The organism is Pseudooceanicola sp. DL12 (assembly GCF_056270665.1).
This window is the reverse complement of the sequence record NZ_CM149884.1, coordinates 2,457,735-2,471,572: the sequence shown is the minus strand read 5'-3', so window position 1 is coordinate 2,471,572 and position 13,838 is coordinate 2,457,735. Positions and strand designations below refer to the sequence as shown.

Here is a 13,838-nt window from a genome sequence, read left to right as displayed (position 1 = left end):
CGGGCGTTGCGCCGGGCGCCAGTGTTGAAGGGAAAGTGATCGGGGGCGCGGCGATTTGGCCGCGCCCTTTTTGCATTTGGATTGGCGCAGGGCGGCGGGCAGGAATATAGTCGCGTCATGATTACCGAACTTGGCCATTACGCCCTGATCCTCGCCTTCGTCGTCGCGGCCTTCCAGATGGTTGTTCCGCTTATCGGCGCCTGGAAACGCTGGCCCGGCTGGATGGCCGTGGCGGGGCCTGCCGCGATCACGCAGTTCCTGCTGGTGGGCATCTCTTTCCTGGCGCTTGTCCATGCCTTCGTGACCTCGGATTTCTCGCTCCGCCTGGTGGTGATGAACTCCCACTCGGCCAAACCGCTGATCTACAAGATCTCCGGCGTCTGGGGGAATCACGAGGGCTCGATGCTGCTCTGGATCCTGATCGTGGCGCTCTTCGGCGCGGCGGCGGCGGTCTTCGGGGGCAACCTGCCTGCGACGCTCCGGGCGCGGGTAATCGGCATCCAGGGGATGATCGGGGTCACTTTCCTGGCCTTCATCCTGCTGACCTCGAACCCCTTCCTGCGCCTCGCGGTGCCGCCCTTCGACGGGCAGGACCTGAACCCGCTGCTGCAGGATCCGGGCCTCGCCTTCCATCCGCCCTTCCTCTACCTCGGCTACGTCGGGCTCTCGATGTCCTTCTCCTTTGCCGTGGCGGCGCTGATCGAGGGGCGCGTGGATGCGGCCTGGGGCCGCTGGGTGCGCCCCTGGACGCTGGCGGCCTGGATGTTCCTCACCGTGGGCATCGCGCTCGGCTCCTGGTGGGCCTATTACGAGCTCGGCTGGGGCGGTTTCTGGTTCTGGGACCCGGTCGAGAACGCCTCCTTCATGCCCTGGCTGATCTCCGCGGCGCTGCTGCATTCGGCCATCGTGGTGGAAAAGCGCGAGAGCCTGAAGGCCTGGACGGTGCTGCTCGCCATCATCGCCTTCGGTTTCTCGATGATCGGCGCCTTCATCACCCGCTCCGGTGTCATCACCTCGGTCCATGCCTTTGCCAATGATCCCGAGCGAGGTGTCTTCCTGCTGGGCATCACGGCCTTCTTCATGGGTGGAGCGCTCACGCTCTTCGCCGCCCGGGCCGACGTGCTCAGCTCGCGCGGGATCTTCGGCCTCGTCAGCCGCGAGAGCGCGCTGGTGCTGAACAACGTGCTGCTGGCCGTCGCGGCCTTCGTGGTCTTCATCGGCACCGTCTGGCCGCTGATCGCCGAGATGTTCTTCGACAGGAAGCTCTCGGTGGGCGCCCCCTTCTTCGACATGGCCTTCACGCCCTTCATGGTGGCGGTGGGGCTGATCCTGCCCGTGGGCGCCATGCTGCCCTGGAAACGTGCCAAGCTGGGCCGCGTGCTGCGACAGCTGCTCCCCGCGATGGTGCTCGCCATTGCCGTGCTGGCGCTCTGCTGGGCGATGCAGAGCGGGCGTTCGGCCCTCGGCCCCATCGGCATGATGCTGGGCACCTGGCTCTTTGCCGGGGCGCTGACCGACCTCTGGGCGCGCACCGGCCGAAGCGGGCCCTCGCGCCTGCTGCGCCTGCCGCGGTCCGACTGGGGCCGGGTGATTGCCCACGCGGGCTTTGGCGTCTCGATCTGCGGGATCAGCGCCATGCTGGCCTGGCAGACCGAGGACATCCGCGTGGTCCAGCTGGGCGACACCGTCGAGATCTCGGGCTACGAGCTGACGCTGGACGCGGTGAACCGCCTCGAGAACAGCAATTACGTCACCACCATGGCGGATGTCACCCTGTCGAAGAACGGGCACGAGATCGCCATGATGCATCCCGAGAAGCGCTTCTATCCGGTGGCCGGGATGCCCACCACCGAGGCGGCGATCAACAATGGCTTCCTGCGTGACATCTACGTGGCGCTCGGCGACGAACAGGCGGGCGGCGGCTGGGCCTTCCGCAGCTATTACAAGCCGCTGGCCAACTGGATCTGGGGCGGGGCGCTGATGATGGCGCTCGGCGGGCTGCTCAGCCTGTCCGACCGCCGCTACCGCGTGGCGGCCGGCGCCGCCCGTACGGCAAGGGTGCAGGGGGTACCGGCGGAATGAGAGCCACTCTGACAGAGATCCGCAGCGGACTGCGGCTCGCGGTCCTTTCGCTGGCGATGCTGATGTCGCTGGGCCTGGCGGGCCCGGCAATGGCCGTGCAGCCCGACGAGATGCTGCAGGACCCGGCGCTCGAGGCCCGGGCGCGCGATATCTCCAAGGGCCTGCGCTGTCTGGTCTGCCGCAACGAGAACATCGACGATTCCAACGCCGACCTGGCCCATGATTTGCGGGTGCTGGTGCGTGAAAGGCTGACCGCCGGCGACAGCAATGACGAAGTCGTGGATTTCGTCGTCGACCGCTATGGCGAATACGTGTTGCTCAAGCCCACCACCGGAGGTGCCAACTGGCTGCTCTGGGCGGCGGGGCCGCTGATGCTGCTGATCGGTCTGGTCATCGCCTGGGTCTTCGTGCGGCGGCGCAACCGCACCGGCACCGAGGCCGAGGCGCTCTCGGACGAGGAACAGGCCCGGCTGAAAGAGATTCTCGACAACTGACGCAGTGTTTCTGTTTGCCCCTCCGGCCGCTTCTGTTTCTCTGTGCGGCAAAGAGTGAGGGAGGACCGAGACGTGAGCTATCAGACGATCACGCTTGAGATAGAGAACGACATCGCCGTGCTGCGCCTGAACCGGCCAGAGGTGATGAACGCGCTGAACAGCCAGATGCGGGCCGAGATCGCCGATGCCGTGCGCGGCCTCGACGGCGCGGCACGGGTGCTGGTGATCACCGCGGATGGGCGGGCCTTCTGTTCCGGACAGGACCTGACAGACCGCGCCAGCGTGGCCACGCCCGACCTGGAACGCACCCTGCGCGACGAATACGTGCCGATGCTGAAGGCCATCGTGGAGTGCCCGGTGCCGACGATCTGCGCCGTCAACGGCGCCGCGGCGGGGGCAGGCGCCAACCTGGCGCTCTGTGCCGATGTGGTGATCGCCGCCGAGAGCGCCTATTTCCTGCAGGCCTTCACCCGTATCGGGCTGATGCCCGACGCCGGCGGCACCTACTGGCTGCCGCGCAGCATGGGCAGCCAGAAGGCCATGGGCGCGGCGCTCTTTGCCGACAAGATCAGCGCGAAACAGGCCGATGACTGGGGCATGATCTGGGAGGCGGTGCCCGATGCCGAGTTCGAGGCGGTCTGGAAGGCCCGTGCGGCGCATCTGGCGGCCGGGCCGACGGTAGCCTACCGCCAGATCAAGCAGGTCATCCGGGGCAGCTGGGAGGCGACGCTGGACGAACAGCTTGCCGCCGAGGGGCGCGGGCAGGGGATCTGCGGCACCTCGCGGGATTTCAAGGAGGGGGTCGTGGCCTTCCTCGAGAAACGTGCACCGAGTTTCGAGGGGCGTTGATCGGCGGGAATGCGTTAACATATTGGTAATAAATGACAAAACCTTCCCCGCGGGGAAGGTTTTCTCGTTCAGGGGGGCTCTGCCCCCGTCTCCCTGCGGGAGCCTCCCCCGGGATATTTATGGCCAGATGACGAGCGAGGGCCCGTGACAACAGGCCCGTGACAACAGGCCCGCGGCGGCAAGCCGTGCCAGCAGGCGGGGCCAGAGGACCGGGGCATGAAAAAAGGCGGCGCACCGGGCGCCGCCTTTGATCTGTCTGGTCGTGCCGCGGATCAGCGGTTTTCGACATCCACGTAGTCGCGGGCGGTTTCGCCGACGTAGAGCTGACGCGGACGGCCGATGCGCATGCCGGGCTCCTCGATCATTTCCTTCCACTGGGAGACCCAGCCGACGGTGCGCGACAGCGCGAAGATCGGGGTGAACATCGAGGTCGGGAAGCCCATGGCCTCGAGGATGATGCCGGAATAGAAGTCGACGTTCGGGAAGAGCTTCTTGGAGACGAAGTAATCGTCGGCCAGGGCCTGCTTTTCCAGTTCCTGTGCGACCTGCAGCGTCGGGTTGTTCTCGACGCCGAGCAGTTCGAGGACCTCTTTCGCGGATTCCGCCATGACCTTGGCGCGCGGGTCGAAGTTCTTGTAGACGCGGTGGCCGAAGCCCATCAGGCGGAAGGGATCGTCCTTGTCCTTGGCCTTTGCGATGTATTCCGGGATCTTGTCGACGGTGCCGATTTCACGCAGCATTTCCAGGCAGGCCTGGTTCGCGCCACCGTGGGCGGGGCCCCAGAGGCAGGCGATGCCGGCGGCGATGCAGGCGAAGGGGTTGGCACCCGAGGAGGAGGCGAGGCGCACGGTCGAGGTCGAGGCGTTCTGCTCGTGGTCGGCGTGCAGCGTGAAGATCCGGTCCATCGCACGGCTCAGGATCGGGTTCACCTGGTATTCCTCTGCCGGAACGGCAAAGCACATGCGCAGGAAGTTCGACGCGTAGTCGAGATCGTTGCGCGGGTACACGAAGGGCTGGCCGATCGAGTACTTGTAGGCCATGGCGGCAATGGTCGGCATCTTGGCGATCAGGCGGATCGAGGCGACCTCGCGCTGCCAGGGATCGTTGATGTCGGTGCTGTCATGGTAGAAGGCGGACATTGCGCCGACCACGCCGACCATGACGGCCATCGGATGGGCGTCGCGACGGTAGCCGGTGAAGAAGCGGTGCATCTGTTCATGCACCATGGTGTGGCGGGTCACACGGGTCTCGAAGTCTTCGAGCTGGGCCGCGGAGGGCAGTTCTCCGTAGAGCAGCAGGTAGCAGACTTCGAGGTAGTGGGATTTCGACGCCAGCTGATCGATCGGGTAGCCGCGGTGCAGCAGCTCGCCCTTTTCACCGTCGATGTAGGTGATGGTCGAGTCGCAGGAGGCGGTCGACGTGAAGCTGGGGTCATAGGTGAACATGCCCGTGGTGCCATAGAGCTTGCGGATGTCGATGACATCGGGGCCGGCAGAGGGCGAAAGCACGGGGAACTCGTAGCTCTTGTCCCCGACGGTTAGAGTGGCCGTTTTATTGGTATCAGACATTTATATCTTTCCCTTCCTCTTTTCCCGCACCGGTTCCTACCGGCGCCCCTTATTTCCACGGGCGGTCTCAACGCGAGGTTAAGCGGCGCCTGTCTGAGTTGCATCGTCAAGCCGCAAGAGGGTTTCCTCGCGGCCAAGTACCAGCATCATGTCAAAAACGCTCGGGGTTGCGCTGCGTCCCGCCAGCGCGGCGCGGAGAGGTCCGGCCATTTGGCCGAATTTCATCTCTCGCGCCTCGGCGAAAGCATTCAGTTCACCCTCCAGATCCTGACGCGTCCAGCTAACACTTTGCAACTGCGGCGTCAATTCTCCCAGTATACCAATGGATACTGGATCGAGGGATTTGGCTGCTTTCTCGTCCGGAACCAGGGGGCGGTCTGCGAGGACAAAGTGAGCCTTTTCAATGAGTTCGATCAGTGTCTTCGCGCGCTCTTTGAGGAAGGGAAGTGCAGATTTCAACAATGAAATTTTTGCGTCATCCGGTACGTCACGTTCCGTCACAGCCATGAAAGCAAGCAGTTCCTGCAGCAGTGCAGCATCGTCCGCTGCGGCGATGTGCTGACCACAGATATTGGCCAGTTTCTTGAAGTCGAAACGCGCCGGAGACTTGCCCATTCCGTCGAAGCCGAACCAGGCCTGGGCCTGTGCGTCGGTGAAGAATTCGTCGTCGCCATGCGACCAGCCAAGACGGGCCAGGTAGTTGCGCATGCCGGCCGCCGGGTAGCCCATGTCGCGGTATTCCTCGACGCCCAGGGCGCCGTGACGCTTGGAGAGCTTCTTGCCATCGGGGCCGTGGATCAGCGGGATATGGGCATAGACGGGCAGGTCCCAGCCCATAGCCTCATAGATGCCCATCTGGCGCGCGGCGTTGTTCAGGTGGTCGTCGCCACGGATCACGTGGGTGACGCCCATGTCGTGGTCGTCGACCACCACGGCCAGCATGTAGACCGGGGTGCCATCGGAGCGCAGCAGGATCATGTCGTCGAGCTGATCGTTGCGGATCTTGACGGTGCCCTGGACCTCGTCCTCGATCACCGTGGTGCCCTCGGTGGGCGTCTTCAGACGGATCACGTAGGGCAGGTCGGGGAAGGTCGCGGGATCGGCATCGCGCCAGGGGCTCTGGAACAGGGTCGAGCGGCCCTCGGCCTTTGCGGTATCGCGGAAGGCCTGGATCTCTTCCTGAGTCGAGAAGCACTTGTAGGCGCGGCCGGCCTCGAGCAGCTCGAGGGCGACGGCCTGGTGCCGGTCGGCGCGCTCGAACTGGCTGACGATCTCGCCGTCATGATCGAGCCCGAGCCATTTCAGCCCGTCGATGATGGCCTGGGTCGCCTCGGGCGTGGAGCGGGCGCGGTCGGTATCTTCGATGCGCAGCAGGAACTTACCGCCGCGGCCACGGGCATAGAGCCAGTTGAAGAGCGCGGTGCGCGCGCCGCCGATGTGCAGAAATCCCGTGGGAGAGGGAGCGAAGCGGGTGACGACCTGTCCAGTCACGTGTCCAGTATCCTAACGATTGGTTTACCATACGCATTGTAGCGTTTGCGCAATGTCTATCGGCGGGCCGGAGGGGAAACAAGTGCAGCGCATCCGCTCTGCCTTTGCATCGGTCATCCTGGCACAGCGCGGTGCGTTGTTTCACTGGGTGCCGGTCTGCCTTGGCCTCGGGATCGGAGGCTATTTCCTGCTTCCCGTCGAACCTGGACCCGGCATTCTCGCCGGCGGGGCGAGCCTGGCGTGCCTGGCGGGGCTCCTGGCCTGGCGGGCGGCGGCGGTGGCGCGGGCCATGCTGCTGGCGCTGGCGCTGGTTGCCGGGGGGCTGATCCTTGCGGCCTGGCGGGCCCAGGAGGTGGGCGCGCCGGTGCTGGGCTGGCGCTACTACGGGCCGGTCGAGGGGCGCATCATCGGCATGGACAGGTCGGCCTCGGACGCGGTGCGTCTGACACTGGACCGGGTGCGGCTGGACAATGTGCCGCCCGACAGGACACCGGCGCGGGTGCGCGTGTCGCTGCATGGCGAGGGCGGCACCGAGCCCCGGCCTGGCATGGTGGTGATGACCACCGCGCATCTTTCGCCGCCCGAAGGCCCGGTGGAGCCGGGGGGATTTGATTTCCAGCGTCACGCCTGGTTCCTGCAGTTGGGCGCCGTCGGCTATACCCGCGTGCCGTTGGTGGCACTCGAGATGCCAAGGCCAGGTGAGACGATGATCTTTCGCGCGCGGATGTGGCTCTCGCAGCAGTTCCAGGAGGGGCTGCCGGGAGAGGTGGGGGCCTTTGCCGCGGCCGTCACCGCCGGCGACCGATCAGGCATGAGCCAGCAGACGATCGAGGCGCTGCGGGTGTCGAACCTGGCGCATCTTCTGGCGATTTCCGGGCTACACATGGGGCTTCTGGCGGGCTTTGTCTTTGCCGCGACGCGCAGGGGGCTGACGCTCTCGGCGCGGATGACACTCTATTGGCCCACCACCTCGATCGCGGCGGCCACGGCGCTGCTGGCGGCGACTGGATATCTGCTGCTGTCTGGGGGCAGCATCGCGACGGAACGCGCCTTCGTCATGGTGGCGGTGGCGCTCGGGGCGGTGATCGCACACCGCCGGGCGATCAGCCTGCGGGCGGTGGCGCTGGCGGCGATTATCGTGCTGTTCCTGCGCCCCGAGGCCCTGCTGTCGCCGGGGTTCCAGATGTCCTTTGCCGCCACGCTGGCGCTGGTGGTGGTCTTTGGTGTCATGCGGGACCGCGCGTGGAGGCTGCGCGGATGGAAGGGCGGCGTTGCGGCGCTGGTGATCTCCTCGGCGGTGGCGGGCGCGGCCACGGCGCCGGTCGCGGCGGCACAGTTCAACCAGATCGCCCACTACGGGCTGCTGGCGAACCTGCTGTCGGTACCGGTCATGGGCACGGTGGTGATCCCGGCGGCGGTGGTCGCGGTGCTGCTGATGCCGCTCGGGCTGCAGGCCCTGCCGCTCTGGCTCATGGGGCTGGGGCTCGACTGGATCCTGGGCGTGGCGCGGTTTGTCGCCGGGCTGGACGGGGCGCGCAGCATGGTGCCGGCGCCGCCCGGTACGGTCCTTCCGATGATGGTGCTGGGGGCCCTGGGGGTGATGCTCTGGGTCGGGCGCCTGCGCTGGCTCGGGCTGCTGCCCGTGGCCACGGCGCTTGTGCTCTGGGCGGGAACGGAGCGGCCGCTGGTGCTGATCGCGCCCTCGGGCGGGATCGTAGGCGTGATGACGGAGGCGGGGCGGGCCCTGAGCCGCGACCGCGCCCAGAGCTTTGTGGCGGGGATCTGGCTTGAAAACGATGGCGATCCGACGGAGCAGGCGGCGGCCGCCGCGCGCTGGCCGCTGATCGAGGGGATCGAGATCCGCCATGTCACGGGCAAGCGGGGGGCGGCGGCCCTGGGCCCCTGCACGGCGGGAGAGATCGTGGTGATCAACGTGGCCCGCAGCGAGGCCCCGGGGGCCGCCGGCTGTGACATCTACGATCCGGCCCGTCTGAGGCAGACCGGCGCCGTGGCGCTGAACGGCGTGCCGGGGGCGCTGACCCAGGTGACGGCCCGTGAAGTGAGCGGGCTGCGATACTGGAACGCTCCGGAGCTGCACCGCCCCCTGACGGAGCAGATGCGAGAGATGTTGAGACCGCCCCTCGGGGGCGAGCCGGTTGCCCGGCTGGGTCAGTAGCTGCGGATGAGGCCAACGAGGCGGCCCTGCACGCGCACCTGATCGGCGGGCAGGATGCGGGGCGGGTAGGCGGGATTGGCGGCCACCAGTTCGACCGACCCGTTGCGGCGATAGAGCTTCTTCAGGGTGGCCTCGTGCTCCTCGACGAGGGCCACGACGATGTCGCCGTTGTCGGCCGAGGCGGTTTCGCGGATGATGACCACGTCGCCGTCGTTGATGCCGGCCTCGATCATCGAGTCGCCATTGACCTCGAGTGCGTAATGGGCGCCGTCATTGCCGAGCATCATGCCGGGCACGGCGATATGCGAGGCAACCTCGCTGATCGCCTCGATCGGGACGCCGGCGGCGATCTTGCCCATCAGGGGCAGTTCACGGGCATGCAGTGCCTCGAGCCCGGTTCCGCCCTGGGCCGGCGCGGTGCCGGGCTTGCCACCGGCGGTCCTGACCCTGGGCTTGAGGCCGGAGGCATCGGCGGCCTTTGCGGCGCGCAGGATGCTGTCGGGCAGCTTGACGATCTCGATGGCGCGGGCGCGGTGGGCAAGGCGGCGGATGAAGCCGCGTTCCTCCAGCGCCGTGATCAGGCGGTGAATGCCGGACTTGGACCGCAGGTCGAGTGCTTCCTTCATTTCGTCGAAGGAGGGCGGCACGCCGTCGCGCTCCATCCGGAGGTGAATGAATTCGAGCAGATCGAGCTGTTTCTTGGTCAGCATTCTGCGTCTCCCTGAGTGAAGTGTCAGGCTTCGTTCTACAAGTGTTCACGTTTTGTGTCAATGGTTTCGCTGTGCGGAAACCACGGGAACAGGCGTGAACCCGCCATGGAAGGACCGGGGAAGAGCCGTCTCAGAGAGGGATGTAGTCGACCCTGTCGCCGGGCCGGGCCTCGGGCGCACCGGGGGCGCGGACGAGGAGCGCGTCAGCGGCGGAGAGGACCGAGAGCAGAGAGCTGTCCTGGCTGTCGGCGGCGGTGATGGTGTCGCCGTCGAGACGCGCGCGGAGGTAATGCTCGCGCGGGCCGTTGGCGGCAATGGCCGAGCCGAGCGTGGCCCGCCGGCGCTGAGCGGCGCGCGCCGGAAGGCCCTGCATCGCGCGCAACACCGGGGCGACGAAGACCTGGCCGCAGACCATGGCCGAAACCGGGTTGCCGGGCAGGCCGATCATCATGGGGCCGTCGCGGCCCATGCGGCCCGCCATAAGCGGCTTGCCGGGCCGCATCGCGACCTTGTGGAAGCTGCGCTCGATGCCGAGGGACTCGGAAACCGGCGCGACGAGGTCGTGATCGCCGACGGAGGCGCCGCCGATGGTGATCATCAGGTCCGCGTCGGCCGCAAGTTCGAAGCATTGCGTCAGGCTCTCGCGGGTGTCGCGGGCGATCGGCATCAGCCGGGTGCGGGCCCCGAGGCTGCGAAACAGCGCCTCGAGGCCGAAGGTGTTGGAGGCGATGATCTGATCAGGGCCGGGCGTGTCGCCGGGCAGGACGAGTTCGTCGCCGGTCGAGATCAGCGCCACCACGGGCCGGCGCGCCACCCTGACCTGCGGAAGGTTCATCGAGGCGAGAAGGGCCACGTCGGAGGGCGTCAGGAGGCGCGGGGCCTCCATGCGGTCGCCAAGCCGGAAATCGATACCGGCGGCGCGGACATTGCTGCCGGGGCCGGGGGCATCGCAGAGGGTGATGCCGTCCACATCGCGGATCACGTCTTCCTGGATCACGACATGGTCGGCGCCGTCCGGCATCGGCGCTCCGGTAAAGATCCGCACGGCCTGACCGGCCGAAACGCGGCCCGCAAAGCGGTGTCCGGCGGCGGATTCCCCGACGACGGCAAAGCGGGCGCCGGGGCGGACCTCGCCGCCGATCACGGCGTAGCCGTCCATGGCGGAGCCGGCAAAGGGGGGCTGATCACGGCGGGCCGTGACGGTCTCGGCCAGAACGCGGCCCGAGGCCTGTCGGAGCGGCACCGTCTCGGACGGGAGGATGGGGGTCAGGGCAAAGAGCGCCTCGAGGGCCTCGCCTACGGAGATCATCTTGCCTCGTAGCGGCCCGATTTGCCGCCTTCCTTCAGCAGCAGGCGGATGCCGCCGATTTCCATCGCCTTGTCGACGGCCTTGCACATGTCATAGATCGTCAGTGCCGCAGTGGAGACTGCGGTGAGCGCCTCCATTTCCACACCGGTCTGCCCGGCGGTCTTTACTGTGGCCTCGATCCGCAGGCCCGGGAGTTCCGGGTCGGGGCTGATCTCGACACTGGCCTTGGTGATGGGCAGCGGATGGCACAGGGGGATCAGGTCGGAGGTCCGCTTGGCGCCCATGATGCCCGCGAGGCGCGCGATGCCGGCCACGTCGCCCTTCTTGGCGGTGCCTTCGTTGATCATCTGGAGTGTTTCGGCGGTCATCCGCACCCAGCCCGCCGCAACGGCCACCCGTGCGGTCGACGGCTTGTCGGAGACGTCGACCATATGGGCATCGCCCTTGCCGTCGAAATGGGTCAGCGCCATCAGAACATTCCGCCGGCGGCGGTGGGCGGCTGGCGCAGGATGCGACGGGTCGCGGCTTCGACATCCTCTTCGCGCATGAGACTCTCGCCGATCAGGAAGCAGCGGGCGCCGAAGCGGGCCATGTCGGCAAGGTCGTCACTGGTGTAGAGGCCACTTTCGGACACGATTACGCGATCCTCGGGCACCAGGCGGGCCAGTTTGCGCGTGGTGTCGAGGGAGGTCTCGAAAGTGTGCAGGTTGCGGTTGTTGATGCCGATAAGGCTGCCTTTGAGCGCGGTTGCGCGTTCCAGCTCTTCCTGGTTGTGAACCTCGATCAGAACATCCATGCCGAGTTTCAGCGCCACGTCTTCCAGCTCGTCCGCCTGGGAGTCGCTGAGCGAGGCCATGATGATCAGGATGCAATCCGCACCGAGGGCACGGGCCTCGTAGACCTGGTAGGGATCGAAGAGGAAATCCTTGCGCAGGACCGGCAGGGAACAGGCCTCGCGAGCCTGGACGAGATATTCCTTGGCGCCCTGGAAGGAGGGCGTGTCCGTCAGCACCGAAAGACAGGCGGCACCACCGGCCTCGTAGGCGGCAGCAATGGTGGCGGGGTCGAAATCCGGGCGGATGAGACCCTTGGAAGGCGAAGCCTTCTTGACCTCCGCGATCAGTCCGTAGCCGCCGCGCATCGCGTCGTGCAGGGCCTTTGCAAAGCCGCGCGGGGCGCTGGCCTGAGCCGCGGCCTGCTCGACCTCGGTCTGGGGCCGGGCCTGCTTGTCGGCGGCGATCTCTTCCAGCTTGTAGGCCTTGATTCGATCAAGAACGGTTTCGCTCATGTCGGGGCTCCCGGGTCGGTCCAGTTTATCGGCGGCTCACCCCTTCGTGTAAGCCAGTTATTAACCTTTGAAAATGGCCGTGAACCGAAAAATCCGCGGTGTGCCGAAAGAGGCGAGGGATGCGGGCTGCACAGGATCAGGTGATCTTCATTCGACATGCAGCCTATGAAGGCCTGGGCTGGGCGCCCCCAGAGCAGGAAGGCGCGCGGGCGGTCATCGAGGGCCCCGAGGACCTGCCGGGTAAGCGTGCTCCAGCCCAGCTTGGCATGGGCATTTGCGGCGCCGGCAGGCACGGAGAGCGATGTATTGAGCAGCAGGACGCCCTGCCGGGCCCAGAAATGAAGATCGGCGTCGGGCGGGCAGGCGCCCAGGTCGGCCTCCATCTCCTTGTAGATATTGGCCAGCGAGCGCGGGAGCGGACGAACATGAGACGCGGCCGAGAAGGCCAGTCCATGGGCGTGACCGGGGGTGGGATAGGGATCCTGCCCCAGGATCACCACGCGGGTGTCGGCGGGCGCGGTCAGCGCCAGGGCGGCAAAGCGCTCTGCTGCGGGTGGCAGGATCTTCCGGGTTTCGGCCTGAAGGGCGGCCTCGATCCGGGGGTAATTGTCCTGAAAGAACGGCAGATGGGCCCAGGAAGGGGGCGGCGGAACCCGGGTCGTCGTGGCGGTCATTCCACCGCCGCGGTGATATCTGCGAGGGTGCGGATGGTGCGTAGGGCCGCGCCCGAGTCGATGCTCTCGGCAGCCAGGCCCGCAGCCTCCTTCAGGTCGTTGGTGCGGCCCGCGATCACGATGGCCGCCGCCGAATTCAGCAATACCGCATCACGGTAGGCCGACGGCGTGCCCTCGAGCAGGGCACGGAAGGCGCGGCCGTTTTCCTGCGGCGTGCCGCCGACGATGGCCTCGAAAGGGTGCACCGGCAGGCCCGCATCTTCGGGGTGCAGTTCGAAATCGCGCACCGAGCCATCCTCCTCCAGCGCCGAGATCCAGCTGACGCCGGTGATCGTCAGCTCGTCGGTGCCGTCGGAGCCATGGACGAGCCAGGCCTTCTCGGAGCCGAGGGCGCCGAGGGTCTCGGCCATGGGCCGGATGACCTCGCGATTGAAGGCGCCGGTGAGCTGGCGCTTGACGCCGGCGGGATTGGTCAGCGGGCCGAGGATATTGAAGATCGTGCGAGTGCCGAGCTCGACCCGCGAGGGGCCGACATGGGCCATTGCGGGGTGGTGCATGGGCGCCATCATGAAGGCGATGCCGGCCTGGTCGAGGGCCTTTTGCACCACGTCGGGGCCGACCATGACGTTGACGCCCATCTGCGAGAGCGCATCGGCAGAGCCCGATTTCGAGCTGAGGTTGCGGTTGCCGTGCTTGGCCACGGGTACCCCGGCGCCCGCGACGACGAAGGCCGTGGCAGTGGAGATGTTTAGGGTGCCCTTGCCGTCGCCGCCGGTGCCGACGATGTCGATGGCGCCGGCCGGCGCGGTGACCTTGTTGCACTTCGAGCGCATCACCTCGGCCGCGGCGGCGTATTCGTCGACCGTCTCGCCGCGCGTCCGCAGGGCCATCAGCAGCCCGCCGATCTGGCTCGGCGTCGCCTCGCCCTCGAAGAGGATCGTGAAGGCGCGTCCGGCCTCCTCGCGCGTCAGGGCGCGGTCGGCAGCGGCGGCAATCAGGGGTTTGATGGCATCAGACATTGGCGTTTCCCTCTCCCTCTTTCCGAGGGCGGATATGGTGGTATAGTCGGCCTGCGTCCCGAGATTTCGGGTCAGGTTCCGGGGCCGGAACAGCGGCCGGGTGGGCCATAGATCCCGCGCCTGCGCCGGAGCGTCAAGGGGCGCTTTGGCCGGCAGGGATATGCCGCAGCGCAGGGAC

12 protein-coding genes are annotated in these 13,838 nt (G+C 66.9%); 4 read left to right on the top strand and 8 right to left on the bottom strand.

What is annotated here, in order from left to right; all coding sequences use genetic code 11:
* The first annotated feature begins 117 nt into the window (after positions 1-117).
* The 3 genes from AC0WR5_RS11550 (at position 118) to AC0WR5_RS11540 (ending at position 3,425) form a co-directional block, all read left to right on the top strand.
* A complete protein-coding gene (locus AC0WR5_RS11550; RefSeq protein WP_475863264.1) occupies positions 118-2,082 on the top strand; it encodes a heme lyase CcmF/NrfE family subunit in 1,965 nt (654 codons plus the stop codon).
* Positions 2,083-2,111: 29 nt separating this feature from the next.
* Positions 2,112-2,576: a cytochrome c-type biogenesis protein gene (locus AC0WR5_RS11545; RefSeq protein ID WP_475868988.1), complete on the top strand. Its 465-nt coding sequence runs from the start codon at positions 2,112-2,114 to the stop codon at positions 2,574-2,576.
* 72 nt (positions 2,577-2,648) lie between these two features.
* Positions 2,649-3,425 (top strand): enoyl-CoA hydratase-related protein, encoded by a 777-nt coding sequence (locus AC0WR5_RS11540; RefSeq protein WP_475863262.1) that lies wholly within the window; start codon positions 2,649-2,651, stop codon positions 3,423-3,425.
* A gap of 272 nt (positions 3,426-3,697) precedes the next feature.
* Here AC0WR5_RS11540 and gltA read toward each other — a convergent pair whose 3' ends face one another.
* Positions 3,698-4,993: a citrate synthase gene (gene gltA / locus AC0WR5_RS11535; protein WP_475863261.1), complete on the bottom strand. Its 1,296-nt coding sequence runs from the start codon at positions 4,991-4,993 to the stop codon at positions 3,698-3,700.
* 78 nt (positions 4,994-5,071) lie between these two features.
* On the bottom strand, positions 5,072-6,484 hold the full coding sequence (gene gltX / locus AC0WR5_RS11530) for a glutamate--tRNA ligase (protein WP_475863259.1): 1,413 nt from the start codon (positions 6,482-6,484) through the stop codon (positions 5,072-5,074).
* Between the two features lie 82 nt (positions 6,485-6,566).
* Between gltX and AC0WR5_RS11525 the strand changes: the two genes are divergently transcribed.
* Entirely contained in the window at positions 6,567-8,660 is a 2,094-nt protein-coding gene (locus AC0WR5_RS11525; protein ID WP_475863257.1) for a ComEC/Rec2 family competence protein, read from the top strand.
* Here AC0WR5_RS11525 and lexA read toward each other — a convergent pair.
* The 6 genes from lexA to trpD all read right to left on the bottom strand — a co-directional run bounded on the left by lexA (position 8,654) and on the right by trpD (position 13,660).
* Complete coding sequence (gene lexA / locus AC0WR5_RS11520; protein ID WP_475863255.1) at positions 8,654-9,370, bottom strand: transcriptional repressor LexA; 717 nt, start codon at positions 9,368-9,370, stop codon at positions 8,654-8,656. The genes AC0WR5_RS11525 and lexA overlap by 7 nt on opposite strands.
* A gap of 130 nt (positions 9,371-9,500) precedes the next feature.
* Entirely contained in the window at positions 9,501-10,679 is a 1,179-nt protein-coding gene (locus AC0WR5_RS11515; RefSeq protein WP_475863253.1) for a molybdopterin molybdotransferase MoeA, read from the bottom strand.
* Positions 10,676-11,149 (bottom strand): cyclic pyranopterin monophosphate synthase MoaC, encoded by a 474-nt coding sequence (moaC, locus tag AC0WR5_RS11510; protein WP_475863252.1) that lies wholly within the window; start codon positions 11,147-11,149, stop codon positions 10,676-10,678. The genes AC0WR5_RS11515 and moaC overlap by 4 nt, the downstream gene beginning before the upstream one ends.
* Positions 11,149-11,967, bottom strand: a complete 819-nt coding sequence (gene trpC, locus AC0WR5_RS11505) for an indole-3-glycerol phosphate synthase TrpC (RefSeq protein ID WP_475863250.1) — start codon at positions 11,965-11,967, stop codon at positions 11,149-11,151. Before trpC ends, moaC begins: the two co-directional genes overlap by 1 nt.
* Entirely contained in the window at positions 11,964-12,641 is a 678-nt protein-coding gene (locus AC0WR5_RS11500; RefSeq protein WP_475863248.1) for a uracil-DNA glycosylase, read from the bottom strand. The genes trpC and AC0WR5_RS11500 overlap by 4 nt, the downstream gene beginning before the upstream one ends.
* A complete protein-coding gene (gene trpD / locus AC0WR5_RS11495; protein ID WP_475863247.1) occupies positions 12,638-13,660 on the bottom strand; it encodes an anthranilate phosphoribosyltransferase in 1,023 nt (340 codons plus the stop codon). The genes AC0WR5_RS11500 and trpD overlap by 4 nt, the downstream gene beginning before the upstream one ends.
* Positions 13,661-13,838 lie beyond the last annotated feature (178 nt).

Coding starts and splice junctions, on each gene's coding strand:
- AC0WR5_RS11550 (WP_475863264.1), top strand. CDS start 118: ATGATTACCGAACTTGGCCATTACGCCCTGATCCTCGCCTTCGTCGTC.
- gltA (WP_475863261.1), bottom strand. CDS start 4,993: ATGTCTGATACCAATAAAACGGCCACTCTAACCGTCGGGGACAAGAGC.
- lexA (WP_475863255.1), bottom strand. CDS start 9,370: ATGCTGACCAAGAAACAGCTCGATCTGCTCGAATTCATTCACCTCCGG.
- AC0WR5_RS11515 (WP_475863253.1), bottom strand. CDS start 10,679: ATGATCTCCGTAGGCGAGGCCCTCGAGGCGCTCTTTGCCCTGACCCCC.
- moaC (WP_475863252.1), bottom strand. CDS start 11,149: ATGGCGCTGACCCATTTCGACGGCAAGGGCGATGCCCATATGGTCGAC.
- trpC (WP_475863250.1), bottom strand. CDS start 11,967: ATGAGCGAAACCGTTCTTGATCGAATCAAGGCCTACAAGCTGGAAGAG.
- AC0WR5_RS11500 (WP_475863248.1), bottom strand. CDS start 12,641: ATGACCGCCACGACGACCCGGGTTCCGCCGCCCCCTTCCTGGGCCCAT.
- trpD (WP_475863247.1), bottom strand. CDS start 13,660: ATGTCTGATGCCATCAAACCCCTGATTGCCGCCGCTGCCGACCGCGCC.